This is a genomic window from Rahnella sp. BCC 1045, from assembly GCF_019049615.1.
GTDB classification, from domain to species: Bacteria; Pseudomonadota; Gammaproteobacteria; order Enterobacterales; family Enterobacteriaceae; genus Rahnella; species Rahnella contaminans.
The window spans coordinates 99,102-122,431 of record NZ_JAFMOZ010000141.1; the positions used below are offsets into that span (position 1 = coordinate 99,102).

The window sequence follows — 23,330 nt, forward strand, 5'->3', positions numbered from 1 at the left end:
TTATTCGATTTCAATACGTTTAATTTTCATACCGTCGTCAGCGATTACCCGCACATTTCGGCCGCCGCATTCCGGGCAAAGCAGCACGTCGGGGCGAAACAGGCGGATATCTTTCTGGCAATCGTGACACCAGCTTTGCGCCGCGGGCGTATCGAGATGCAACGCGCAGCCTTCGGCCAGTGTTTTCCGACACGCCAGCTCAAAACAAAATTGCAGCGCTTCCGGCTCGACGCAGGAAAAAGCCCCAATTTCCATCCATACTGCGGTTATTCTCCGCGCATTATTTTGCTGACCAAATTCCTGCATTATTTCCACGGCATTCTGGCACAACGTTATTTCGTGCATGATTTACCCTCCCGATGGAGTCAGATAAAAGGACTTCTGCAATATTAATGCCAGATTTCATGACGCTTATTAAAAGGCCGGACTTTTCCGGTGACGGAATTAGTGCGTCATAACTGTCGAAATAACGTGTCATCGACACACCCTTTATTCGTCCGCGTTGAGCCACGAACGGGCGAAAAACACCTAATACACTGATTTACAATCATTAATAAAATAAATATCGAAACTGGCACGCTTTATGCCCTTAGAGGGTTATGCGCCATTTTTCAGTCGTCACGGGGCGATGAAAAATGACACTCACGCACAACACAATAACAGGGTATGACATGAGCACTCTCAGCGAACTGACCACGAAGGCCGATTATATTGCCAGCAAAAACAGCCATCTGAAATCACAGTGGCGCGCTTACCAGAACAGCCTGATTCAGGCGGTAACCCATTCAAATAAGAAGATTAATCACGAGTTCTCCTGTGGCGAAGATCAGGATATCCGCTTCACGCTGTTCAACTATTTCACCGTCAGCATTCACCTGAGCGATGACTTCTACAGTCAGGACATCGTGTACAGCCTGAACATGGCGCACAACGGTGAAGAGCCTGATTTCAAAACCTTTGCCCACGCCGCGCTGAGCGAAGAAGGTAAGATCGACGGCACTGTGGATATCCACGATAAAAACGCCGTTCTGGAACATTATTTAAATAAGATTTCCGCAATTTATCAGTGTATTTACGACTCCCTGCACAACAATCGGCCTATTGCGGCGCAATTAGAAAAATTACTTAGCCACGCCTGATTCATATGCAGAAATACATTATTACGCCGGTCTGACGGAAATATTTTCCCGCGTCATTTGATTACCGGTTTTTACGGGGATTAATTCCGACATAAATGTCGAAATGTCAATTTAAGTGCCGATTTCGTCACCTTTGACGAAATGAAAAGGAGACTTCATGAGTCGCGTCGCCGCCATGAATCAATATGTGATAGCCGATCCGAAATTGTGTATCGGCTGCAACACCTGTATGGCCAGCTGTTCGCAGGAACATCAGCTGCACGGCTTGCAGTCTGCGCCCCGTTTGCAGGTGATGCGCAACCGGCTGGATTCCGCGCCGGTCATGTGCCACCAGTGTGAAGATGCGCCGTGTGCGCAAGTCTGCCCGGTCAATGCCATCACCCGTCAGGACGAGGCCATTCACCTCAACGAAAGCCTGTGCGTGAGCTGCAAACTGTGCGGAATTGCCTGCCCGTTTGGCGCGATCACCTTTTCCGGCAGTTCGCCGCTGGATATTCCGCACAACTGCAATACCTCAAAAGCGCTGCCCGCCCCGCGAGCGCCGCGCGCCGTCAGCCCGTTCCTGGATTGCGTACCCGGATTACGCGCCGTGGCGGTGAAATGCGATTTATGCAGCTTTAGCCCGGACGGACCGGCGTGCATCAAAACCTGCCCGACGCAGGCCATCACGCTGGTTACCGCCAGTCTGGCCGAACACAGCAGCCAGCAAAAACGCCTGAATGCGATGAATGCTTTCCCTGACGGTTATTCCACTTTCACCACGCCTGACGCGGGGGCCAAATAATGACGGCTTTGTTTGCTTTAGAACCCGCCTCTTTGCTGGCGCTGGCGCTACTTATCTGGCTGGTGAGCGGCGTGGCGGGCTGGGTATTTTCTGCCGCCGCACGGCTCAGCAGCCTGCTTTGCGGGCTGGGCGGCATGCTGGCTTCTGCGGCGGCCATCGTCGCGGCTTTTGAGACCGTTCACCGCGGCACCGCGGTGCAGACAGTCGCGTTGCCCGCGCTGCCTTTCACCGCTGAACTCAGCCCGCTGAACGGATTATTATTGCTGGCAATGTCAGTCACGGCGCTGTTTTGCAGCCTGTACGCCTGGGCGTGGCTGGCGGAAACGACGTCACGAAAACGCGGCCGCACCGGCTTGTTGTGCAACTTCCTGACGGCGGCGCTGACGGCGGCGGCAGTCGCGAATAACGCCATTGAACTGCTGGTGATGATGGAACTGGCCGCGCTGTGCGCCTACTTCCTGATCGTACAAACCGACGATGTGAAAAGCCGCCGTGCGGGTCTGAATCAGTTTTTATCCGGCCGCCTCGGCACGGTTTGCCTGATGCTGGCGTTCACGGTTTTACATCACGTCAGCGGAAGTCTGGATTTTGACGTTCTGCGCCACACCACCTTCCCGGCGGGCGCAAAATCGCTGGCCTTCCTGCTGGCGCTGGCGGGCTTCGGGCTTTACGCCGGGATTATTCCGCTGCACGCCTGGGTGCCGCAGTCTCATTCCAGCGCACCGGCGCATGCCGCAGCGCTGTTCTCTTCCGTACTGATGAAAATCGGCATTATTGGCATCGTAAAAGTCGGTCTGGATTTGCTCGGCGCACCGCCACTCTGGTGGGGCCTGCTGGTGTTGTTGCTGGCAATCCTGACCGCGTTTATTGGCGGGCTGTACGCGCTGATGGAACACGATATCCGCCGTCTGCTGGCCTATCACACGCTGGAAAACGTGGGGATTATTCTGCTTGGCGTCGGCGGTGCGATGACCGGTGTGGCGCTGAATATGCCGGAACTGGCGGCGCTGGCGCTGCTGGCCGGATTGTTCCATCTGTTCAACCACGGTCTGTTTAAAACCGCGCTGTTCCTCGGTGCCGGTGAAATTGAAATGCAGACCGGCATAAAGGATATGGAAAAGCTCGGCGGTATCGCCCGTCTTATGCCGTGGACCGCCGTGGCGATGCTTGTCGCGCTGATGTCGATGGCCGCGCTGCCGCCGCTTAACGGCTTTGCCAGCGAATGGCTGCTGTATCAGTCACTGTTCCAGCTAAGCGCCGCGCCGCTGTTTATCGCACGTCTGCTCGGCCCGCTGCTGGCCGTCGGGCTGGCGCTCACCGGCGCGCTGGCCCTGATGTGCGTGGCGAAAGTTTTCGGCGTGACGTTTCTTGGCGCGCCGCGCAGCAAGGCGGCAGAAGATGCGACGCCTGCCCCGCTGGCTATGACCCTGAGCAGCGTTTTGCTGGCACTGCTGTGCGTCATTTTCGGTGTCGCCTCACCGTGGATTATTCCGCACTTCGCCGCCGTTGCCGCTTCCGTTCTGAACACGCCTGTTTTGCAAACCGCGCAGCACGGTGCGGTGTTCTCCGCGACTTCCGCTGTTTCCGCCCCGATGGTGGCGCTCCTGCTTTTGGGGATGCCTTTATTGCCGTGGATTATTGCCGCCGTTCTGCGCGGTGCCCGCATGCCGAACCGTTTGCGCGGCGAGGCCTGGGCCTGTGGTTACGGGCATTCCGCTGACATGGTGGTCACTGCGACCGGTTTTACCCAGCCACTGCGCGTGATGTTTGGCCCGCTGTACCGCCTGCGCCAGCACATCATGCCCGCAAAACTGGTGAGCACGCTGCATCAGGGCTGGCTCGGGGCTTTCTGCCGTCGTCTGGCTTTCATCGAACTGGCCGTGTTGCTGGTCGTGGCTTTTGCCTGAGGAACTGACTATGAATTTTCCCTTTTTGCTGAACGGTTCTCTGTGGCCGCTGGCGCTGATTCAGGCCTTCTCGCTGCTGGCGGTGGCTCCGCTGTTTGCCGGATTCAGCCGCGTCATGCGCGCCCGGATGCACAACCGTCGCGGCCCGGGGGTATTACAGGAATACCGTGATATCGCCAAATTACTCAAACGCCAGAGTGTGGCACCGGCGGCATCCGGCCCGGCGTTTCGCAGCATGCCGTATCTGCTGACCGGCGGATTGCTGGTTATCGCCACCGCCCTGCCGGTGGTGACGCTGGCTTCGCCGATGGGCGCAGCAGGTGACCTGATTACTGTGATTTATCTGTTTGCCGTGGTGCGCTTTGTGTTTGCCATCGCCGGGCTGGATACCGGCAGCACGTTCACCGGCATCGGCGCCAGCCGTGAAGCAGTGTTGGGCGTGCTGGTCGAACCGATCCTGCTGCTCGGCCTGTGGGTCGCCGCGCTGGTGGCGGGTTCCACCTCGCTCGGCGCGATTGCCACCCGCGTGCTGCACTGGCCGGTGTCATCTTCCCTGACGCTCATTCTGGCCGGTCTGGCCTGCGCGTTTGCCACGTATATCGAAATGGGCAAATTGCCGTTTGATATGGCCGAAGCCGAGCAGGAATTACAGGAAGGCCCGCTGACCGAATATTCCGGTGCCGCGCTGGGCGTGCTGAAAATCGGCATCAGCCTGAAACAGCTGGTGGTGTTGCAGCTTTTTCTCGGGCTGTTCTTCCCGTTCGGGCAGGTGGATCACATCACGCCGGTGGCATTGCTGACTGCCGTGGTGCTGAGCCTGGTGAAACTGCTGATCGCCGTTTTTCTGGTGGCACTTGTCGAGAACAGCGTCGCCCGTCTGCGTTTTCTCAAAACCTCCCGCACCACATGGGCGGGCTTCGGGCTGGCATTTTTGGCGCTGGTTTCCTGGCTGGTCGCAGGCTGACCTGACATTTTTCTTATCCCGCCACGGCGGGAAGAGGCTTTGCAATGAGTGAGTTCAATACCGCATTAAATCAAAACCCGGTCGGCAAACATTATCTTGCTGCGCTGGCGAAGCAGTTCCCGGCAGCCATTTCAGGCAGCGAATGGCAGACCGATACGCAGGCGACGGTGACTATCAAGCTGAACGCACTGCCGGAAGTGGTCGAGTGGTTGTATTACCAGCAAGGCGGCTGGCTTTCCGTGTTATTCGGCAATGATGAACGCACGCTGTGCGGCAACTATGCGCTGTATTACGTGCTGTCGATGGAAAAAGGCGTGAAGTGCTGGATCACCGTGCGCGCCGAAGTGGATCCGGTTTCGCTGGAATTCCCGTCCGTGACGCCGCGCGTGCCCGCGGCAGTCTGGGGTGAACGCGAAGTTCGTGATATGTACGGTTTACGCCCGGTCGGGTTGCCGGACGAGCGTCGTCTGGTGCTGCCGGACGACTGGCCGGATGATTTATATCCGCTGCGCAAAGATTCAATGGATTACCGTCAGCGCCCGGCACCGACGACCGACGACGAAACCTATCCGTTTATTTCGCAAGCCAAAGAAGGCAGCAAAATTGTGCCGATTGGTCCGCTTCACGTCACTTCTGACGAACCCGGACATTTTCGTCTGTTTGTCGATGGCGAAGACATTATCGACGCGGATTACCGTCTGTTTTACGTCCACCGCGGGATGGAAAAACTGGCCGAGACCCGCATGGGCTATAACGAAGTCACGTTCCTTTCTGACCGCGTGTGCGGCATCTGCGGTTTTACCCACAGCGTGGCGTATACCTCATCGGTGGAAAATGCGATGGGGATTGTGGTGCCGGAACGTGCCCAGATGATCCGCTCAATACTGCTGGAAGTGGAACGTCTGCACAGCCATTTGCTGAACCTCGGGCTGGCCTGCCATTTCGTCGGTTTTGACTCCGGCTTTATGCAGTTTTTCCGCATCCGCGAACAGTCCATGAAAATGGCCGAAATCCTGACCGGCGCTCGCAAAACCTACGGCATGAACCTGATCGGCGGGATCCGCCGCGACATCTTAAAAGACGACATGATCCAGACCATTGCGCTGGCGGGCAGCATGCGTCGTGACCTCGGTGAGCTGGTGGATATTCTGCTCAGCACGCCGAATACCGAACAACGCAGCGTCGGCGTCGGCATTCTGGATCCGCAGGTCGCGCGTGATTTCAGCAACGTCGGCCCGATGGTGCGCGGCAGCGGCCACCGCCGGGATATGCGTCAGGATCATCCTTATGCCGGTTACGCCAAACTGCCGTTTGAGATTTGTAGCGAAACCGGCAACGACGTCTATTCCCGTCTTAAAGTCCGCATCCACGAAGTTTATAACGCCCTGAATATGATTGAGTTTGGCCTGCAAAGCCTGCCGGGCGGCCCGCTGGCGGTGGAAGGGTTTACCTATATTCCGCACCGCTTTGCCCTCGGTTTTGCCGAAGCCCCGCGCGGCGATGACATCCACTGGAGCATGACCGGCGACAACCAGAAGCTTTTCCGCTGGCGATGCCGTGCGGCGACGTACGCCAACTGGCCGACGCTGCGCTATATGCTGCGTGGCAATACCGTCTCCGACGCTCCGCTGATTATCGGCAGTCTCGATCCTTGTTATTCCTGCACCGACCGCATGACCGTGGTCGATGTGCGTAAGAAAACGACCATCGTCGTGCCTTATAAAGAGATCGAACGTTACGGCATCGAACGCAAAAACTCGCCGCTTTAAGGAATCACTTAAATCATGCTGAAACTGATTAAAAAAGTGCTGAAAACGGGCACAGCCACCGTGGGTTATCCGTTCACGCCGCTGGATTTGGCACCGAATTTTCGCGGAAAGCCGCAATACACCGCGCAGCAGTGTATAGCCTGCGGGGCCTGCGCCAACGCCTGCCCGTCTAACGCGCTGACCATGACCACGGCGGAAGACGGTGAAACCCTGCGCTGGCAACTGTTTTTAGGCCGCTGCATTTTCTGCGCCCGCTGCGAGGAAGTCTGCCCGACGGCGGCCATCAAACTGTCGCAGGAATTTGAACTGGCGGTATGGCGCAAAGAAGATTTGTACGAAACAGCGGATTTCCCCATCTGCCATTGCCGTGAATGCGGCAAACCTTACGCCGTGCAAAAGGAAATCGACTTCGCGCTCAGCCTCTTGCAGGAAAGCGCCGCGCTGAGTGACCGGCAAATCGCCGACCGCCGCGTGCAGTACGAAACCTGTCCGTCATGCAAGAAAATGCACAGTCTTTCTTCCACCGACCGTATTGATATCGGCCGCCATATGACCACGGAGGCCCGTTCATGAGTCATAACCCGATTGCACCCCGCGACGAAAATGGCCTGCCGGTGCCCGTCACGCTTGACGAAAGCATCGCAAAACTGAAATCCACCCTGCTGCACAGCATCCGCCGCTCCGCCTACGTTTACCGCGTGGACTGCGGCGGCTGTAACGGCTGCGAGATTGAGATTTTCGCGGCGATTTCACCGCTGTTCGACGCCGAACGTTTTGGCATCAAAGTCGTCCCGTCACCGCGCCATGCCGACATTCTGCTGTTCACCGGCGCGGTCACCCGCGCCATGCGTATGCCCGCACTGCGCGCCTGGGATTCCGCACCGGATCCGAAAATCTGCATTTCTTACGGAGCTTGTGGCAACAGCGGCGGCATTTTCCACGACCTTTACTGCGTCTGGGGCGGCACTGACAAAATCGTACCGGTCGACGTGTATATTCCGGGCTGCCCGCCGACACCGGCGGCCACCATTTACGGCTTCGCGATGGCGCTCGGTTTGCTGGATCAGAAAATCAAAGGACAGCAGCACGACGACGCCGCAGCGACACCGGCGGAATTACTGCATCCGGATCTGCCGCAGCCGTTGCGCGTTTTACTCGACCGCGAAGCGCGCCGCATGGCCGGTTACCGTTATGGCCGCCAGATTGCCGATGAGTTTATGAATATCGTGGCCGCGCCCGGCCTTCAGCCGGTGGAACAGCGCGTTTCAACCTACCTCAGTGAACGCGGCGACCTGCGGCTCACTGAAATTATCGGCAACCTGCAACAAATTTATCAACAGGTTCTGCGCGGGGAGGTGCGTCTGTGATGACATCCGGAAACGACCAGCGCTACGCGCAGCATCAGCCTTTTTCCGGTCATCAGGCCGAAAAGAACAAAGTGATTTTTTACTCACTGAGCAGCAAATTTGTCGACGAGAAAAGTGCGCAAAAGCGCAGTTCGCAGAAAGTGCAGGAAGTGGTGTATTACAGCCTGGCGATCGGCCACCACCTCGGGGTGATCGACTGCCTGAAATCCCGCCTCGAATGTACGCTGACCGGTTACCAGCAATGGGTCAGCTGCCTGCCAGAACAGGGGGAAGCTTACCGAAAACTGGCGGGTGTACAGCGTTTTGGCGAAATCAATATCGACAGCAGCCACACCCATTTACTGGCGCTGGCGCTGCGCGATGCCCGCCCGCAGATGAATGAAGAACAGCAGGGCTGGAGCGACCAGCTCATCGCCCTGCTCGGACAAATCGAAAGTGACCCCGCGATGTACCTGATGGTCAGGAGATACGATGCCTGATTCCACTTCCCGCTACGCGCTGCTTTGTGTGGGCAACAGCATGATGGGCGATGACGGGGCCGGGCCCCGGCTGGCAGAACTGTGTGCAGAAAAACCGCTCAGCGGCTGGACAGTCGTTGACGGCGGTGCCGCGCCGGAAAACGACATCGGCTATTTACGCGAGCTGCACCCGGCGCATCTGGTGATCGTGGACGCCACCGACATGGGGCTGATGCCCGGTGAGATGCGCATTCTCGAAGAAAGCGACATCAGCGAAATGTTCATGATGACCACCCACAATTTGCCGCTGACGTTTCTCATGCAGCAGCTGCGTGAGGATATCCCGCAAATCACGTTTGTCGGCATTCAGCCGGACGTCGTCGCGTTTTATTACCCGATGAGCGACGCCGTGGAACAGGCCGTCATCCGTTTGCATCAGCTGTTACCGGCGCTGGAACAGGGCATGGGCATCGCGCCTTTTCAGGCAGAAACCGCCTGACCTTGCTGTCGACATAACTGTCGATGTGGTGACGACGCGGACATGACGTCAGTGACACGCGTCGTCATTGGCAGGCAAGAGAATCATTAACTCATTGAAAGACAAGTATAAAAATAAAACCATAAAACTGGCATGGTTTATGTATAGCAGTAGATGAAAACTTTTAACCACTTCAATTTAAGTACACAGAAATCCCCTAAGGCACTGGCATTGCAGGAAGGCGGCAAGCGAAGGAGTCCCGATGAGCTGACATGCGTCAGTGATTCGGTCGGGTGAACGCAGCCAACGCACCTGCGGTGCCAGGGACGACGGGGATTTGGAGAGTAGACATGAACCGGTTCATTATCGCCGACCCTAAAAAATGCATCGGCTGCCGTACCTGTGAAATTGCCTGCGTCATGGCGCACAGCGATTCTCAGGATATCTCGCTGCTGAACGCCGCCACGTTCGCCCCGCGCCTGCACGTCATTAAAGGCGTGAATCTCAGTACGCCGGTGATGTGCCGCCAGTGCGAAGACGCGCCCTGCGCCAACGTCTGCCCGAATGGCGCGATCCTGCGCACCGGCGACCACGTTCAGGTGATGCAGGAACGCTGCATCGGCTGCAAAACCTGCGTTGTCGCCTGCCCGTATGGCGCGATGGAAGTGGTCACCAAACCGATTTTCCGCCAGAACGGTGCCGCAATGGTTGCCACGTCCGACAAAGCTGAAGCGCATAAATGCGACCTGTGCCACACCCGCGCAGAAGGCCCGGCGTGCATGGAAATCTGCCCGACCAAGGCGCTTTACGCCATCGACCGTAATCACTTACAGGAAATGAACGCAGAAAAACGCCGCCGCGCTGCGCTCGACAGCACATCTCCCCTGCTGTTTTAACTCCGGATAGAGGAAGTAATCACATGAAAAAAATCACCACCGTCTGCCCGTATTGCGGGGCCGGCTGTAAATTGAATCTGGTTGTGGATAATGGAAAAATCATTCGCGCCGAAGCCGCCAATGGCGTCACTAATCAGGGTGAACTCTGTCTGAAAGGTTATTACGGCTGGGATTTCCTTAACGATACCAAACTGCTGACCCCGCGCCTGACGCAGCCAATGATCCGCCGTCAGAAAGGCGGAAAATTTGAAGCCGTCAGTTGGGATGAAGCCATTCGCTATACCGCGCAGCGCCTGAAAGAAATCAAACAAAAACATGGCCCGCGCGCCATCATGCATACCGGTTCTTCCCGCGGTACCGGCAACGAAACCAACTATGTGATGCAAAAGTTTGCCCGTGCGGTCATCGGCACCAACAACGTCGACTGCTGCGCCCGCGTGTGCCACGGCCCGTCCGTTGCCGGTTTGCAGGCGACGCTCGGTAACGGCGCAATGAGTAACTCCATCGGCGATATCGAGAATTCAAAATGCCTGCTGGTAATCGGCTATAACTGCGCGGACTCCCACCCGATCGTCGCGCGCCGCGTGATCAAAGCCAAAGAAAAAGGCGCACAGATTATCGTCTGTGATCCGCGCCGCATCGAAACCGCGCGCATTGCGGATCAGCATCTGCAAATCAAAAACGGCTGTAACATGGCGCTGGTGAACGCGTTCGCCCATGTACTGATCGAAGAAAACCTGTATGACCACGACTACGTGGCGAAATACACCGAAGGCTTCGAGGAATACCGCAAAAACGTTGCCGATTATTCACCGGAAGCGGTCGCCGAACAGACCGGCGTTTCTGCACAGCAAATCCGTCAGGCGATGCGCACTTACGCCGCCGCCCCTTCTGCCACCATCATGTGGGGCATGGGCGTGACTCAGTTTGGTCAGGCTGTAGACGTGGTGAAAGGGCTGGCCGGGCTGGCGCTGCTGACCGGTAATCTGGGCCGAGCCAACGTCGGTGTCGGGCCGGTTCGCGGACAAAATAATGTGCAGGGTGCCTGTGATATGGGCGTTCTGCCGAATGAATTCCCCGGCTATCAGGCTGTCACCGACGCAAAAGTTCGTGCGAAATTCGCCGATGCGTGGGGCATTGACGTTAACCAGATGGACGCGGAAGTCGGCCACCGCATCACCGAAATCCCGCACCTGGCGATTGAAGGCCACGTGAAAGCCTACTACATCATGGGCGAAGATCCGTTGCAGACCGAAGCTGATTTAGGTCTGGTGCGCAAAGGCTTCGAGGCGCTGGAATTTGTCGTTGTGCAGGACATATTCATGACCAAAACCGCTGAACAGGCCGACGTCATTCTGCCTGCCACGTCGTGGGGCGAACACGGCGGTGTGTTCTCTTGTGCTGACCGCGGCTTCCAGCGTTTCGAAAAAGCCATCGAACCGAAATACAACGTCAAACGCGACTGGGAAATCATCAGCCTGCTGGCGACAGAACTCGGTTATCCGATGCATTACAACGATAACCAGGAAATCTGGGACGAAATGCGTGAGCTGTGCCCGCTGTTCTACGGCGCAACCTACGAAAAAATGGGCGAACTTGGGCACGTTCAGTGGCCTTGCACCACCCTCGAAAGCCCGGGGACGCAGTACCTTTACGCCGACAACCGATTCGATACGCCAACCGGCAAAGGCCAGCTGTTTGCCGCACCGTGGCGCGCACCGGCAGAAGTGCCGGATGAGAGTTATCCGCTGGTGCTGTGTACCGTCCGCGAAGTCGGCCACTATTCCTGCCGCTCAATGACCGGCAACTGCGCCGCTTTGCAAACACTGGCCGACGAACCGGGCTTTGTGCAGATGCACCCGCAGGACGCCGAAGCGCTCGGCATCCGCGACCAGCAACTGGTCTGGGTCGCCTCGCGCCGTGGCAAAGTCATTTCACGCGCCAACTTCAATGAACGTATCAATATCGGCGCGGTGTACATGACCTATCAGTGGTGGATTGGTGCCTGTAACGAACTGACGCAGGATAATCTGGATCCGGTCTCTAAAACGCCGGAAACCAAGTATTGCGCCGTTAACGTTCAGCAGATTGCCGACCAGCGCTGGGCGGAAAACTATGCACAGCAAACCTACAGCGACATGAAAGCGCGTCTGCGCAGCGCCGTTGAGGATGTGATCCCGGTGATAGAGGTTTAGTTTTTTTAGCTCCCAAAATAGAGGGTTTTAAGCTCCTTCCCCTTCGCAGGGGGAGGAGCACACCCAAAATCCCAAGAGGCTGTATGTTTGATTCTCACGTGATCCGTATCTGCGGCAAGGTTCAGGGCGTCGGTTTCCGGCCTTTTATCTGGCAACTGGCAGAACGGATGCAGCTTCGCGGCGAGGTGTGTAATGACAGTGCGGGCGTGGAAATCAGACTTTTTCAGCCGGGCGATATCGACGCTTTTATCGCTCAGGTAAAACGCGATTGTCCGCCGCTGGCGCGCATCGACAGTATCCGTTTCGACCTTTTCGACTGGCAAACGCCTCCTGAGGATTTCACCATCACGCCCAGCCGCCAGAGCCAGATGGACACGCAAGTGGCACCCGATGCGGCGACCTGTCCGGAATGTCTGAAGGAAATCACCCGCCGCGGCGACCGCCGTTTCGGCTATGCCTTTACCAACTGCACGCACTGCGGTCCGCGTTTTACGCTGATCCGCGCCATGCCTTACGACCGTCCTTCCACCAGCATGGCGGAATTCATGCTCTGCCCGGAATGTCAGCGGGAATATCAAAACCCGGCCGACCGGCGCTTTCACGCACAACCGGTCGCCTGCCCGGACTGCGGGCCACAAGTGAGCGCCACGCGGCAAAACGGCGAAACGCGGGTGCAGGGAAATGCAGCGCTCAGATACGCCGTGGCCGCATTGCAGGCGGGTGAAATTGTTGCGATCAAAGGGCTGGGCGGTTTTCATCTGGCATGCGATGCCACGCAACAGAATGCAGTTATGCGGCTGAGGGAACGCAAAAATCGCCCGTCAAAACCGCTGGCGGTAATGCTGCCGGATATCGGCTGGCTGGCGCAATGCAGTGACGACAGTCCGCAGTTTGCGTTGCGGGAGCTTCTGAGTTCGCCTGCCGCGCCGATTGTGCTGACGGCAAAAAGCGCCACGTCGCCTTTGTGCGCGGCGGTGGCGCCGGAGCTGGATGAAGTCGGGCTGATGCTGCCGTTTACGCCGTTGCATCATTTGCTGATGCAGGCCTGCGGCACCCCGCTGGTGATGACGTCAGGGAATGCGGCAGGGCGTGCGCCGGTTTTAAACAATGACGATGCACTTCGTCAGCTCGGCAAAATTGCCGACGTCTTCCTGTTGCATAACCGCGACATCGTTCAGCGCGCCGACGATTCGCTGGTTCGCGTGACACCGCAGGGCACCGAAGTTCTGCGTCGTGCGCGAGGTTTTGTGCCGGATGCGCTGCCGCTGCCCGCCGGTTTCAACACCCAGCCGCCAGTGCTGGCGCTGGGCGGCGACCTCAAAAATACGTTTTGTCTGGTACGCGGCAATCAGGCCATTCTCAGCGCGCATTTCGGATCGCTGGCTGACGGCGATATTGCCCGCCAGCAACAGCAGGCCATTGAGCATTTCCGGCAGCTTTATGAATGCACGCCGGTGGCGATTGCCCGCGATGCGCACCCTGCTTATGTCAGCCACGTTCAGGCAGAAAGCCACGGAATACGGGTGGTTGATGTATTTCACCATCACGCGCATCTCGCGGCGTGTCTGGCAGAAAACGGCTGGCCGCTGGACGGCGGAAAAGTCATCGGGCTGGCGCTGGACGGGCTGGGTTACGGCATTCCGGCAGGCAAAAACGGCGCGCTGTGGGGCGGTGAATGTTTGCAGGTGGATTATCTGCATTGCGAACATTTAGGAGGTTTACCTGCCGTAGCGCTGCCCGGCGGCGACCGCGCGGCGCGTGAACCGTGGCGCAATTTGCTGGCGCAGTGGCAGGCTTTCGTGCCCGGCTGGCAGTCGCTGCACGAATCGCGCGTGCTGGATGAACACCCCTGGCTGCCGTTGTCGAAAGCCATCGCCGCCGGAGTGAATTCGCCGCTGGCGTCTTCCTGCGGGCGACTGTTTGATGCCGTCGCTGCCGCGCTCGGCTGTGCACCGGCGCAGCTGAGTTGGGAAGGCGAAGCCGCCTGCCGGCTTGAAGCACTGGCTCACCGCGCGGAAGGCATTTCGCATCCGGTTACGCTCCCGTTGCGCCATACATCCGGTGGCATATTTCTGGATTTAGCCACTTTCTGGCAGCAGTGGCTCGCCTGGCAGGCACCGCCTGCTGCACGGGCTTTCGCTTTTCATGACGCCCTCGCGCAGGGTTTTGCCGCCCTCGCCCGTTTTCATTGTGCCCGCACCGGTATCCGTACCGTTGCACTCGGCGGCGGTGTTTTGCATAACCGCCTGCTGCGCCAGCGTTTGCACCATCATCTGTCGCCCTTGCGGGTGCTGATGCCGCAAAACGTCCCGGCCGGTGACGGCGGGCTGGCGCTGGGTCAGGCGGTGGTCGCCTGTGCGCGCCTTCAGTTCTCTTCTTTTATTTCTGCTTCTGTTTCAGCTTCTGTTTCAACTTCTTTATCAAAACAATAAGGATCCCCATGATTAGCCGTGACATTTTCCACACACACCGCCGCGCTTCCTGGCTTTTAACCGGTCTGGTGGCTATTAATTTACTGGCCTGGGCCTGGGCATTTCTGGTGTTTCGCCATCATGCGGCACTGATGGCAGCGGCGTTGCTGGCTTACGGCTATGGCTTGCGGCACGCGGTCGATGCGGATCACATTGCGGCTATCGATAACGTGACCCGCAAGCTGATGCAGCAGGGCCAGCGGCCGGTGGCGGTCGGGGCATTTTTCTCACTCGGGCATTCCAGCATTGTGGTGCTGGCCTGTGTGGCGATCGCCGCCACATCGCTGGTTTTCGGCAATAAAATCGGCTGGCTGCATGATTATGGCGGCACCCTCGGCACGCTGATTTCTGCACTGTTTTTACTGATGATGGCGCTGTTGAATGCGTTGATTTTGCGGGATGTATATCGTCGTTTTCAGAAAGTTAAACAAGGGCAGACTTTCTCAGATAAAGAAGAGCTGAATCAGGTTCATGGCGGCATCATGAGCCGGATTTTCAGTTTCGCATTTAATCTGGTGAATAAAAGCTGGCAGATGTATCTGGTCGGATTTTTGTTCGGGCTGGGGTTTGATACCGCCACGGAAATCGGTCTGCTGGGCATTTCCGCGGCGGGCGCGTCTTCCGGGATGTCGGTCTGGAGTATTTTGATTTTCCCGGCGCTGTTCGCCAGCGGCATGGCACTTGTCGACTCGCTCGACAATTTTGTCATGGTGGGCGCGTACGGCTGGGCGTTTGATAAACCGGTTCGCAAGCTCTATTACAATATGACCATTACGGCCACCAGCGTATTTATCGCCCTGTTTATCGGCGGGCTGGAAGCGCTCGGGCTGATGGCAGACAAGCTGGATTTGCACGGCGCATTCTGGCGCGTTGTCGGAGAACTCAATGACAATATGGGCAGCGTCGGGTATGCCGCCGTGGCAATTTTTGTGGTGTTCTGGGGCATTTCCGCCCTCAATTATCGCCGCAAAGGCTACGACAGTCTGGCGGTCTGACTCGTTTAAACGCCGTCTGCTCTATATGTTAACCGTTATGCATCATTGGGCAGCGTTAGCTGTTTTTCCAGCCGCAGTTTATCGCCGTCCGTAACCGTAATCATGATTTGCGTTTTCCCACCGGGTCTGACGGCAAAACGCATTTGCCCGAGCGGTTGCGCCTGGCTGGCGGCGAGATTCATGTTCTGGCTCTGGCGGCTGGTGCTGGTTCCGGCGGTGCTTTCCTGCGAAACGGACACCGCTACCTGACAAGCGCAGGCTTTGGTGAGGCTGACCATCGGCGTTACCGTGTAGGTTTGGGCGTCATTATGGGTATCAAACCAGAGCTGGTTGGACATTACGGCGGCAATCAGAAGTAAGTGCATCACATTTATCCTCTGGATCCAGTCGAAAAAAAACAGGGCTCGTGCCCTGTTTTTCATTTCGCGCGCAGGCTTAGTGCTGGTTAGTATAAGCCACGTTTGAAGTGCCTACCTGAGTCACACTGGTCAGGCTGCCATTGGCACTCTGACTGTTCTGAGACAAGTTGGCCCAGCCAGACTGAGATACCAGAACCTGGCTCTGATCGGCGCTTTGGTTCACGTTAGCCGTGTTAAGACCGCCATTTTTCTGAATAATGCTGATCAGGCTCTTATCACCGGTTTGAGACGTGGTTGCGGCATTTTTGTAGCCATTCTGATTAATAGCGGTCAGTGAATTCTTAACCCCGCTTTGGTCAGCATTGGCATAGTTACCGTTACCTTCCTGATAGATCTGGATTTCAGAGTTCCACTGAGTCGTTGAGAATGTGGGTACTGTTGACGGAGGAGTGGACGGACCGGATGGGCCAGAACCGCCCCCACCGTACCCACCACCTGCAAATGCACTGCCACTGACGACTAAAGCGGAGACTGCCACAATTTTCCAAAGTTTCATGATGCTACCCCATTGGTTTAATATCGGATGTCATGTCATAAGAACGTATGTTTGTTAATGCTGTGTCAATCTAATCGCCATTCCTGACGAGTTTTGTACGACACCGCTGCTCTGGTTCGTACCATTCTGGCGAATTTCCGTCACACTCCGGCCTTTTTGCAGAATGTAAGCCGTATTGCCAAAATTTTGTTGCGTAATGGATGCATCCCCGCCGCCGCTTTGCGATATGTAGGCAAAATTATCGCTGCCGCTTTGGGAAATATCAGCGTTATTCCCATTACCTCTCTGATTTACCACCGCGGTATTTTCTGTACCTATCTGACGAATAACGCTTGAACTGCCGGAACTCGTCTGATTCGTATAGGCCACATTACTGTTACCGTTCTGGTAAATCGTTGATGAATTCCCTGATGAATTTCTCGCGCCAGCAAAATACTGATCCGGACTGTCAGAATTTAAATCTGAGTAACCCATGTCAGATTGTTGTGCGTGAACGACCCAGGATATGGAAAGTAACGCCAGGGTCAGTAATGTCTTCTTCATTTCGTCACCTTTTTAAACCCGACGCCTGATAATAAGCTCGCCGGTTTTATTGCTGCTGACGAATTGATTATGGTGTTTCATCCGAATAAGAAACTCACCCGCACGTCGTATTTTAATTTCCAGCTTCATCAAAAAGTATGAGGATGCACTTCTCATGCGGATTGACCAGAACATTTGAGTAAAAGGTCAGCGCGGCTAATCTACCCCATGGCATTAATCCTAAAGTGCTAAAAAATAGCCGGTCAAATAATCACACAAATGCAACTATTCTTAATAAAATACTGACATGCATTCGGCCATAAAAGAGATCTTTCGCACATTTCCAACCCTTAACATTGCCCGTAAAGCTCCTGTTCAGCTTGCTTCACCCCGCGTTATCTGGCCGCAAAAGGGCTTTTGCACAGCCTCACCTAAGCTAAATCAAATGTATGAGAGGCTGATAATGGGTTTATTCACGATGAATCATGCAGACCGTTGCAGTTTCCGGAGGGATATTTGCGTTAAGTAATCCTTAAATTCGCAGCCTTAACAAGGACGAACGTTAAGATTGTGTAAGTTCATTACTTAAATTCTCTTTAAGCTGGGCGCTGAAAAATTAATACAATACATTAAGAAAATTTTATACATTTTACGTTACATTTTGAAACATAAATAAGCCTTGCGTAAGGAAAACCAAAAGCTAAATTGAGTCTGTACCGCACATAAAACGACCTGAAATATTATGTGCCTCAGGTTGCGTATATTTTCAGTTTTCAGATATACACAGCAAACATACAGCTATAGATTTAGCAAAATAAAATCACAGTCTATTTTATGCCTGTTTTAATTGTCAGGCATTGGCCGGCTGTGGCGATAATAAATCAGGGCAGGGTTTCATTATGAGTAATGAAGCAGCAATCAATAATAATATTCTTTTATTAGTGACCAAACCATCATTACAAGCCAGCGCTTTATTGCAGCAATTAAAACAACAACTTTACGTTAATACCCGGTTGCACAATATTCATAAGTCTCTGGACGATCAATATCTTCAGGAGACATTAATTCTCTTCGATATGATGGAAGCGGACCGCAGGACCATTGAATCCTGGCAGTCAGCCATTAACCGGTATCACAGCAGCGTAAAGTTACTGCTGCTGAATACGCCCGATAATTATCATTTCCGTGAAATCGAAACCTGGCCACGGATCAGCGCCGTTTTTTATCTTTCGACCGATGAAGAGCATCTGGTGGAAGGTATCAGAAGCGTGATCCGCGGGGAATGCTATTTCTCTCAGGGGTTCGCCAGCTATCTGATCAATCAGTCCGGCGCTTTCCGCCATCTTCACAGTGAAGACACCGGTCTGACCCACCGTGAAAAAGAGATCCTGAATAAGTTACGTGTTGGCGCGTCGAACACGGAAATCGCACGTCTGCTGTTTATCAGCGAGAACACCGTCAAAACGCATCTTTATAATTTATTTAGGAAAATTTCCGTCAAGAACCGTACTCAGGCGGCTTCCTGGGCTAACGACAATCTCAAGCGCTGACATCATGACTCCTTGTATGAAATCGTTCTGGCTCTGGCTGGCGCTGCTTTGTGCTACCTGCGTGCATGTCCAGGCCGCTGATGTACGGGATCCGGGGTTGATTACCGACCGCACGGTGACGTCGGTGGGTCACGATTTTTACCGTGGTTTTACCGACCGCTGGGATCAGAACTACCCGGAAACGATCACTATTTCAGAAAGACCCAGCGCCCGCTGGGGCAGTTGGATCACCATAAAAATAGGTCAGGACACCTTGTATCAGACTCTGCTGTTTCCGAACCGTCGCAATTTTAATAAGGACATCGATACCGCCATTGCCGGGGTCACGGAAGCCTTATCACGGCGGCAGCTAGACAAAGCACTACTTGGCACCGGGGATCTTGCCCATGACGAATTTTAATGCACAGCCTCTTTTAAGGAGAGCATCGTGAATATTCCAGTCTCTGTCCCGCGTTCGGTGATGCTGCTGGCATTGCTGACGGCGTCCCCGTTGTCCTGGGGCGGCAATATGGTTTTCCAGTTCATCAACCCGAATTTCGGCGGCAACCCGAATAATGGCGCGTTTCTGCTCAATGAGGCGCAGGCGCAAAACTCGTATAAAGACCCCGATGCGTATGATTTCGGCACGTCCAGTACTTCAGCGCTGGATAACTTTACCGCGTCTATCCAGTCGCAATTACTGGGCAGCCTGATGGGTAACGTGAATCAGGGGAAACCGGGGCGGCTGGTGACACAGGACTTTATTGTGGATATCCAGAATACCGACGGGCAGCTGGTGATGAATGTCACTGACCGCAAAACCGGCAAAATTTCCACTATTCAGGTTCAGGGTTTGTCTGCAACGACTAACTGATTCCGATGACCAATAAAAACAGGAACAACATCATGCGCAGCTATTTATTACTCATCGCAGTTTTTGTGCTGAGCGGGTGCCTCACAGCAGCACCGAAAGAAGCCGCCAAACCCACGTTATTGCCGAGAGCACAAAGTTATACGGATCTGACGCATCTCCCGTCACCCCAAGGGCGAATTTTTGTCTCGGTTTACAATATTCAGGATGAAACGGGCCAGTTCAAACCGTATCCGGCGAGTAACTTCTCGACGGCAGTACCGCAGAGCGCCACGGCCATGCTGGTTTCCGCATTGAAAGATTCGAAATGGTTTATTCCTCTGGAACGTCAGGGTCTGCAAAACCTGCTCAATGAACGCAAAATTATCCGTGCCGCACAGGATAACGGCAGCGTCGCCATCAATAACCAGCGCCCGCTTTCCTCTCTGGTGGCCGCGAATATCCTGATTGAAGGCTCGATTATTGGCTATGAAAGCAATGTGAAATCAGGCGGGATCGGGGCACGTTATTTCGGCATTGGCGCCAGCACGCAGTATCAGCTGGATCAGATTGCGGTGAACCTGCGCGCGGTCGACGTCAATACCGGGGAAGTGTTGTCATCGGTAAATACCAGCAAAACAATCCTGTCGTATGAAGTGCAGGCCGGGGTGTTCCGCTTTATCGATTACCAGCGTCTGCTGGAAGGCGAACTCGGTTACACCACCAACGAACCGGTGATGTTGTGCCTGATGTCGGCCATTGAGTCGGGTGTAATTTATCTGGTGAATGATGGTATCGACCGCAATCTGTGGCAGTTGCAGAATCCTTCGGATATCAATTCTCCGATCCTGCAACGCTACAAAAACAGCGTTGTCCCCACCGATTCCTGATAATGGAGGGGAGTTGCGAAGGGAAGTGGCGGGTTGAAGCCACTTCCCTTCTTTTTTAAGATGGTTCAGCTTTCACTGTCTGGCGGTAATTGCTGACGCGCTTTTTGTCCTCAAGATTAAAGTCCGGATCCAGATAAATACTGACCCGTTTTATCAGTAAATCCTCGAACACAAACACCGTGCAGAAATGATGACGCCCCGCTTCTGACGTTGGCCAGCGGTCGCCGTTTTGCATCACGCCGCGCATCTGTCCTTCCAGCACAATCGTGTCGCCATCACTCAGAAAGGCGAAAGCATCCTGAATATGCTGAATTTTGTCTATCTCCAGCGCAAAACGTTTGCCCAGCTCTCCCAATGACGATTTACCCTGGGCGGTACCAAATTTCGGGAAGAACAGCACGACGTCTTCAGCAAAGAGATCTAACAATGAAGCATCCGCCTGATCCAGTTTGGCGTAGAAATTCTTAACGATTTCAATGCGTTTTTCTTTCAGTTCGTGTTCAGCCATTTTCACCTCGAAATTCTCCATCCAATATTTAAGCCTAGTGACTGCCGCTGATTTTGCCAGTTATGCGGTGAGGCTCACAAAATTGCCAGTACCGTCCGGAGAAGAGTTTTCTGCACTCAGCCGCGGAATTCTCTACACTGGCAAGAATTTTCTGATCATGTCCCCTTACACTTTGGAGAGTCACGGATGCCTCAGTTCAACCGGGCAGGAAGCGCAATGCCCCCTGTTCCTTCGCCCGCACGTGCTTTTATCATGGCGATATGCCTGTTGCAGGGCCTGTTGCTGTATTTCTTTTTCTCTGCCCCGGAAACGCCCGCGCTAATTCGCTTTACGCATAATATTTACGGGCAAACTATGGCACTGGTATTACCGGTGCTGATTTCGCTGGCGGTTACGCGGCTGAAAGACGGCCGGTTCTGGGCAAGTATTATCGTCTTCACCCTGCTGCTGGCCGGGCTGGCGGCATGGGCAAAAAGTAATATTTTTGCAAATATGACGGACAGCATTCTTGTTCCATTCCAGCTGTCGCTGGGGTTACTGACGTTCTTTATTTTGCCGTGGCTTCAGGTTCAGGCTTTCCCGCCGGAGACGCGCTACCGCTACATCCATCTGGCGGCCTGTTACAGCCAGAATATTCTGTGCGTGATGTTAACGGTGCTGCTGATGCTGCTGGCCGTTGCGGTGGTCGCGCTGTGGGCGGCACTGTTCCGGCTGATCGGCATCGAATACTTCCACCAGTTGTTTTACGATACGCCGCTGGTCGGCTGGCTGCTTTACGGCGTGCTTCTGGGCATCAGCATTGTCACCTGCCGCACCCAGCCTTCGCTGATGAACACGACGCGCAACATCATCCGTTTTATCCTGAAAGGTCTGTTGCCGCTGGTGGCGTTTATCGCGCTGATTTTCCTGTTTGCGCTGCCGTTTACCGGCCTGAACGCGCTGTCTCAGGCGTGGTCGGCGGCAAGTCTGCTGACCACCATGGCGCTGAGCGTGCTGATCCTGGTAAATGTGGTGCGGGAAACTGACAGCCCGGTGAAGCCTTATCCGCGAGCCATCCGCCTGATGGTCAACGCCGCGATTTTGCTGCTGCCGGTGTATGCCGCACTGGCGCTGTACGCCACCGGTCTGCGCGTGTCGCAATACGGCTGGACGCCGTCGCGGATCTGGGCGATGCAGATTATTGTCGTCACGCTGATCGCGTCGGTTTGCTACAGTTTTTCCGTTATCGATAAGCGCCCGGACTGGTTGCCGCGCATTACGCAGTTCAACAAACCACTGTCGCTGCTGGTGGTTTTACTGGTGATTGCCTGCAACAGCCCGCTGCTGGATCCTTACCGCATCAGCGTGAATAGCCAGATTGCGCGGCTGGACAGCGGGAAAACGCAGGCTAAAGATCTCTCGCTGAATCTGCTGCGTTTCGACACGGGCCGACGGGGGAATGAGGCGCTGGTGAAACTCCAGGAGAATCCGGCGTTCACCCGGGATCCACGATTGCAGGCGTCATTGAAAAACATGCTGGCGCAAACTTCCCGCTGGGGTGCTTACAGCGTTAAAGAGGCTGAAAACGCCGCGAAAAACTACCGCATTGAAGACGCGAAAAAACAGATCCTCCTGGCCAAAGGCGCATCGCAGCCGGATGACTCCTGGTGGAAAAGCCTGCCTGACCTGGAGAATTACCGAAGTACCCTGCGCGATTGTCTGAGTTTAGAAGGCGCATGCATCATCAATACGCTGGATCTGAACAACGATAAGCAGAAAGAAATTTTCTTCTGTAATACGTTTGATACGCCGTCCATCAACTGCCGGATTTTCGCCCGTCAGGCCGGAAAATGGGCACAAACCGGAGAGCTTTATCTGTATGAAGGGAAGGATAAAGACGCGCTGATTCAGGCGCTGCGCAACGGTGAGGTCAGGCCTGTACAACGGAAATGGGCAGACGTGCAGATCGACGGCAAGCGTCGGGTGATCCACTACAACAGCGATAACGACTGATTGATTTCTTCACCGGCAGGCGCCCTGCCGGTGAAGCTTCCCGCATTTGCATTCCCCCGGACTATTTTCCCGGCAGCATCCGCGTAAAGGTATCGTCTTTGCGAAAATAGTGATGATAAATCGCCGCCAGCGCGTGTAAGCCAATCAGGTAATACCCGCAGTTCGCCAGGAATTCATGGGCCGTGCGCACCGTGCGGCGCGCAGAAGGATCCGGCGAGATAAACTGCGGCACCTGCCAGCCAAACAAAACCCAGTCGCGCCCGCCAAATTCCAGCGTCAGCACGCCGAGCACCGGCAGCGAAAGAAACAGCAGATACAAAACAGCGTGTACGGCGTGAGACGCCGCAATCTGCCAGCGCGGCAGCGGCGGCGTGATGGCCGGCGTGGTATTTCGCGTGCGCAGGAAAATGCGCACCCACATCAGCAGCCAGACGCAAATCCCGAAATTGAAATGCAGCAATCGCACCAGCGGCTGATTATCTTCCGGGAAATAATCGCGGGTCAGCATGGCGGCGTAGGTCAGAATAATCATCAGTAACGTCGCCCAGTGCAGGCTTATCTGGGAAAGCGAATAACGGGTTTTCATAAATCGTTTCCTGTCCGGAGATAAGTATCAGGGAACCATCGGCACGAAAAATGAGTATAGGAAATAAATACGCAGACTTTATGAAGACCGCAGGACTCACCCTTCCGGTCATTAT

General features: G+C 55.0%; 24 protein-coding genes. 18 read left to right on the forward strand and 6 right to left on the reverse strand.

The window, feature by feature from the left end:
• A complete protein-coding gene (gene hypA, locus J1782_RS21985; protein ID WP_152324464.1) occupies positions 1 to 345 on the reverse strand; it encodes a hydrogenase maturation nickel metallochaperone HypA in 345 nt (114 codons plus the stop codon).
• 326 nt (positions 346 to 671) lie between these two features.
• On the opposite strand from hypA, the gene hycA reads away from it, so the two are divergent.
• From hycA to J1782_RS22050, 13 genes are all read left to right on the forward strand, one after another.
• Positions 672 to 1,139 (forward strand): formate hydrogenlyase regulator HycA, encoded by a 468-nt coding sequence (gene hycA / locus J1782_RS21990; protein WP_217153905.1) that lies wholly within the window; start codon positions 672 to 674, stop codon positions 1,137 to 1,139.
• A gap of 175 nt (positions 1,140 to 1,314) precedes the next feature.
• Positions 1,315 to 1,923 carry a 4Fe-4S dicluster domain-containing protein gene (locus J1782_RS21995; RefSeq protein WP_165058756.1) on the forward strand — a complete coding sequence of 203 codons (609 nt, stop codon included), beginning with the start codon at positions 1,315 to 1,317 and terminating at the stop codon, positions 1,921 to 1,923.
• Positions 1,923 to 3,830, forward strand: coding sequence for a proton-conducting transporter membrane subunit (locus J1782_RS22000; RefSeq protein WP_217153906.1), 1,908 nt, complete (start codon positions 1,923 to 1,925; stop codon positions 3,828 to 3,830). The genes J1782_RS21995 and J1782_RS22000 overlap by 1 nt, the downstream gene beginning before the upstream one ends.
• A 10-nt stretch (positions 3,831 to 3,840) precedes the next feature.
• A complete protein-coding gene (locus J1782_RS22005) occupies positions 3,841 to 4,794 on the forward strand; it encodes a respiratory chain complex I subunit 1 family protein (protein ID WP_152324467.1) in 954 nt (317 codons plus the stop codon).
• A 44-nt stretch (positions 4,795 to 4,838) separates the two neighbouring features.
• Positions 4,839 to 6,563 carry an NADH-quinone oxidoreductase subunit C gene (locus J1782_RS22010; protein ID WP_152324468.1) on the forward strand — a complete coding sequence of 575 codons (1,725 nt, stop codon included), beginning with the start codon at positions 4,839 to 4,841 and terminating at the stop codon, positions 6,561 to 6,563.
• 15 nt (positions 6,564 to 6,578) lie between these two features.
• A complete protein-coding gene (locus J1782_RS22015; RefSeq protein ID WP_152324469.1) occupies positions 6,579 to 7,136 on the forward strand; it encodes a formate hydrogenlyase complex iron-sulfur subunit in 558 nt (185 codons plus the stop codon).
• The gene (locus J1782_RS22020; RefSeq protein WP_152324470.1) at positions 7,133 to 7,930 is read left to right on the forward strand and encodes an NADH-quinone oxidoreductase subunit B family protein; all 798 of its coding nucleotides are present in this window, start codon (positions 7,133 to 7,135) and stop codon (positions 7,928 to 7,930) included. The genes J1782_RS22015 and J1782_RS22020 overlap by 4 nt, the downstream gene beginning before the upstream one ends.
• Positions 7,930 to 8,409 carry a formate hydrogenlyase maturation HycH family protein gene (locus J1782_RS22025; protein WP_165058758.1) on the forward strand — a complete coding sequence of 160 codons (480 nt, stop codon included), beginning with the start codon at positions 7,930 to 7,932 and terminating at the stop codon, positions 8,407 to 8,409. Before J1782_RS22020 ends, J1782_RS22025 begins: the two co-directional genes overlap by 1 nt.
• The gene (gene hycI, locus J1782_RS22030; RefSeq protein WP_165058388.1) at positions 8,402 to 8,887 is read left to right on the forward strand and encodes a hydrogenase maturation peptidase HycI; all 486 of its coding nucleotides are present in this window, start codon (positions 8,402 to 8,404) and stop codon (positions 8,885 to 8,887) included. The genes J1782_RS22025 and hycI overlap by 8 nt, the downstream gene beginning before the upstream one ends.
• A 329-nt stretch (positions 8,888 to 9,216) precedes the next feature.
• Positions 9,217 to 9,762, forward strand: coding sequence for an electron transport protein HydN (gene hydN, locus J1782_RS22035; RefSeq protein ID WP_152324472.1), 546 nt, complete (start codon positions 9,217 to 9,219; stop codon positions 9,760 to 9,762).
• 23 nt (positions 9,763 to 9,785) lie between these two features.
• Positions 9,786 to 11,957 carry a formate dehydrogenase subunit alpha gene (gene fdhF / locus J1782_RS22040; RefSeq protein ID WP_208950860.1) on the forward strand — a complete coding sequence of 724 codons (2,172 nt, stop codon included), beginning with the start codon at positions 9,786 to 9,788 and terminating at the stop codon, positions 11,955 to 11,957.
• An 83-nt stretch (positions 11,958 to 12,040) separates the two neighbouring features.
• Positions 12,041 to 14,389 carry a carbamoyltransferase HypF gene (gene hypF / locus J1782_RS22045; RefSeq protein WP_217153907.1) on the forward strand — a complete coding sequence of 783 codons (2,349 nt, stop codon included), beginning with the start codon at positions 12,041 to 12,043 and terminating at the stop codon, positions 14,387 to 14,389.
• An 8-nt stretch (positions 14,390 to 14,397) separates the two neighbouring features.
• Positions 14,398 to 15,423 carry a HoxN/HupN/NixA family nickel/cobalt transporter gene (locus J1782_RS22050; RefSeq protein ID WP_217153908.1) on the forward strand — a complete coding sequence of 342 codons (1,026 nt, stop codon included), beginning with the start codon at positions 14,398 to 14,400 and terminating at the stop codon, positions 15,421 to 15,423.
• Positions 15,424 to 15,458: 35 nt separating this feature from the next.
• On the opposite strand, the gene csgC is transcribed toward J1782_RS22050, so the two are convergent.
• From csgC to J1782_RS22065, 3 genes are all read right to left on the reverse strand, one after another.
• Positions 15,459 to 15,788, reverse strand: coding sequence for a curli assembly chaperone CsgC (csgC, locus tag J1782_RS22055; protein WP_152324476.1), 330 nt, complete (start codon positions 15,786 to 15,788; stop codon positions 15,459 to 15,461).
• Between the two features lie 70 nt (positions 15,789 to 15,858).
• Positions 15,859 to 16,338 carry a curlin gene (locus tag J1782_RS22060; protein ID WP_152324477.1) on the reverse strand — a complete coding sequence of 160 codons (480 nt, stop codon included), beginning with the start codon at positions 16,336 to 16,338 and terminating at the stop codon, positions 15,859 to 15,861.
• 54 nt (positions 16,339 to 16,392) lie between these two features.
• Positions 16,393 to 16,881: a curlin gene (locus J1782_RS22065; RefSeq protein WP_217153909.1), complete on the reverse strand. Its 489-nt coding sequence runs from the start codon at positions 16,879 to 16,881 to the stop codon at positions 16,393 to 16,395.
• An 878-nt stretch (positions 16,882 to 17,759) separates the two neighbouring features.
• On the opposite strand from J1782_RS22065, the gene csgD reads away from it, so the two are divergent.
• The 4 genes from csgD to csgG are packed head-to-tail and all read left to right on the forward strand — an operon-like array spanning position 17,760 to position 20,129.
• Positions 17,760 to 18,410, forward strand: a complete 651-nt coding sequence (csgD, locus tag J1782_RS22070; RefSeq protein WP_152324479.1) for a biofilm master transcriptional regulator CsgD — start codon at positions 17,760 to 17,762, stop codon at positions 18,408 to 18,410.
• Between the two features lie 16 nt (positions 18,411 to 18,426).
• Positions 18,427 to 18,810: a curli production assembly/transport protein CsgE gene (gene csgE / locus J1782_RS22075; RefSeq protein ID WP_152324480.1), complete on the forward strand. Its 384-nt coding sequence runs from the start codon at positions 18,427 to 18,429 to the stop codon at positions 18,808 to 18,810.
• A gap of 60 nt (positions 18,811 to 18,870) precedes the next feature.
• On the forward strand, positions 18,871 to 19,263 hold the full coding sequence (gene csgF / locus J1782_RS22080) for a curli production assembly/transport protein CsgF (protein ID WP_152324726.1): 393 nt from the start codon (positions 18,871 to 18,873) through the stop codon (positions 19,261 to 19,263).
• A gap of 32 nt (positions 19,264 to 19,295) precedes the next feature.
• On the forward strand, positions 19,296 to 20,129 hold the full coding sequence (gene csgG / locus J1782_RS22085; protein ID WP_152324481.1) for a curli production assembly/transport protein CsgG: 834 nt from the start codon (positions 19,296 to 19,298) through the stop codon (positions 20,127 to 20,129).
• 55 nt (positions 20,130 to 20,184) lie between these two features.
• Here csgG and J1782_RS22090 read toward each other — a convergent pair whose 3' ends face one another.
• Entirely contained in the window at positions 20,185 to 20,637 is a 453-nt protein-coding gene (locus tag J1782_RS22090; RefSeq protein WP_152324482.1) for a nuclear transport factor 2 family protein, read from the reverse strand.
• A gap of 216 nt (positions 20,638 to 20,853) precedes the next feature.
• On the opposite strand from J1782_RS22090, the gene J1782_RS22095 reads away from it, so the two are divergent.
• Positions 20,854 to 22,629, forward strand: coding sequence for a DUF4153 domain-containing protein (locus J1782_RS22095; protein WP_254303137.1), 1,776 nt, complete (start codon positions 20,854 to 20,856; stop codon positions 22,627 to 22,629).
• Positions 22,630 to 22,690: 61 nt separating this feature from the next.
• Here J1782_RS22095 and J1782_RS22100 read toward each other — a convergent pair whose 3' ends face one another.
• On the reverse strand, positions 22,691 to 23,215 hold the full coding sequence (locus tag J1782_RS22100) for a cytochrome b (protein WP_152324484.1): 525 nt from the start codon (positions 23,213 to 23,215) through the stop codon (positions 22,691 to 22,693).
• Positions 23,216 to 23,330: the final 115 nt, after the last annotated feature.

Coding starts and splice junctions, on each gene's coding strand:
- hypA (WP_152324464.1), bottom strand. CDS start 345: ATGCACGAAATAACGTTGTGCCAGAATGCCGTGGAAATAATGCAGGAA.
- hycA (WP_217153905.1), top strand. CDS start 672: ATGAGCACTCTCAGCGAACTGACCACGAAGGCCGATTATATTGCCAGC.
- J1782_RS21995 (WP_165058756.1), top strand. CDS start 1,315: ATGAATCAATATGTGATAGCCGATCCGAAATTGTGTATCGGCTGCAAC.
- J1782_RS22000 (WP_217153906.1), top strand. CDS start 1,923: ATGACGGCTTTGTTTGCTTTAGAACCCGCCTCTTTGCTGGCGCTGGCG.
- J1782_RS22005 (WP_152324467.1), top strand. CDS start 3,841: ATGAATTTTCCCTTTTTGCTGAACGGTTCTCTGTGGCCGCTGGCGCTG.
- J1782_RS22010 (WP_152324468.1), top strand. CDS start 4,839: ATGAGTGAGTTCAATACCGCATTAAATCAAAACCCGGTCGGCAAACAT.
- J1782_RS22015 (WP_152324469.1), top strand. CDS start 6,579: ATGCTGAAACTGATTAAAAAAGTGCTGAAAACGGGCACAGCCACCGTG.
- J1782_RS22020 (WP_152324470.1), top strand. CDS start 7,133: ATGAGTCATAACCCGATTGCACCCCGCGACGAAAATGGCCTGCCGGTG.
- J1782_RS22025 (WP_165058758.1), top strand. CDS start 7,930: ATGACATCCGGAAACGACCAGCGCTACGCGCAGCATCAGCCTTTTTCC.
- hycI (WP_165058388.1), top strand. CDS start 8,402: ATGCCTGATTCCACTTCCCGCTACGCGCTGCTTTGTGTGGGCAACAGC.
- hydN (WP_152324472.1), top strand. CDS start 9,217: ATGAACCGGTTCATTATCGCCGACCCTAAAAAATGCATCGGCTGCCGT.
- fdhF (WP_208950860.1), top strand. CDS start 9,786: ATGAAAAAAATCACCACCGTCTGCCCGTATTGCGGGGCCGGCTGTAAA.
- hypF (WP_217153907.1), top strand. CDS start 12,041: ATGTTTGATTCTCACGTGATCCGTATCTGCGGCAAGGTTCAGGGCGTC.
- J1782_RS22050 (WP_217153908.1), top strand. CDS start 14,398: ATGATTAGCCGTGACATTTTCCACACACACCGCCGCGCTTCCTGGCTT.
- csgC (WP_152324476.1), bottom strand. CDS start 15,788: ATGCACTTACTTCTGATTGCCGCCGTAATGTCCAACCAGCTCTGGTTT.
- J1782_RS22060 (WP_152324477.1), bottom strand. CDS start 16,338: ATGAAACTTTGGAAAATTGTGGCAGTCTCCGCTTTAGTCGTCAGTGGC.
- J1782_RS22065 (WP_217153909.1), bottom strand. CDS start 16,881: ATGAAGAAGACATTACTGACCCTGGCGTTACTTTCCATATCCTGGGTC.
- csgD (WP_152324479.1), top strand. CDS start 17,760: ATGAGTAATGAAGCAGCAATCAATAATAATATTCTTTTATTAGTGACC.
- csgE (WP_152324480.1), top strand. CDS start 18,427: ATGAAATCGTTCTGGCTCTGGCTGGCGCTGCTTTGTGCTACCTGCGTG.
- csgF (WP_152324726.1), top strand. CDS start 18,871: ATGCTGCTGGCATTGCTGACGGCGTCCCCGTTGTCCTGGGGCGGCAAT.
- csgG (WP_152324481.1), top strand. CDS start 19,296: ATGCGCAGCTATTTATTACTCATCGCAGTTTTTGTGCTGAGCGGGTGC.
- J1782_RS22090 (WP_152324482.1), bottom strand. CDS start 20,637: ATGGCTGAACACGAACTGAAAGAAAAACGCATTGAAATCGTTAAGAAT.
- J1782_RS22095 (WP_254303137.1), top strand. CDS start 20,854: ATGCCCCCTGTTCCTTCGCCCGCACGTGCTTTTATCATGGCGATATGC.
- J1782_RS22100 (WP_152324484.1), bottom strand. CDS start 23,215: ATGAAAACCCGTTATTCGCTTTCCCAGATAAGCCTGCACTGGGCGACG.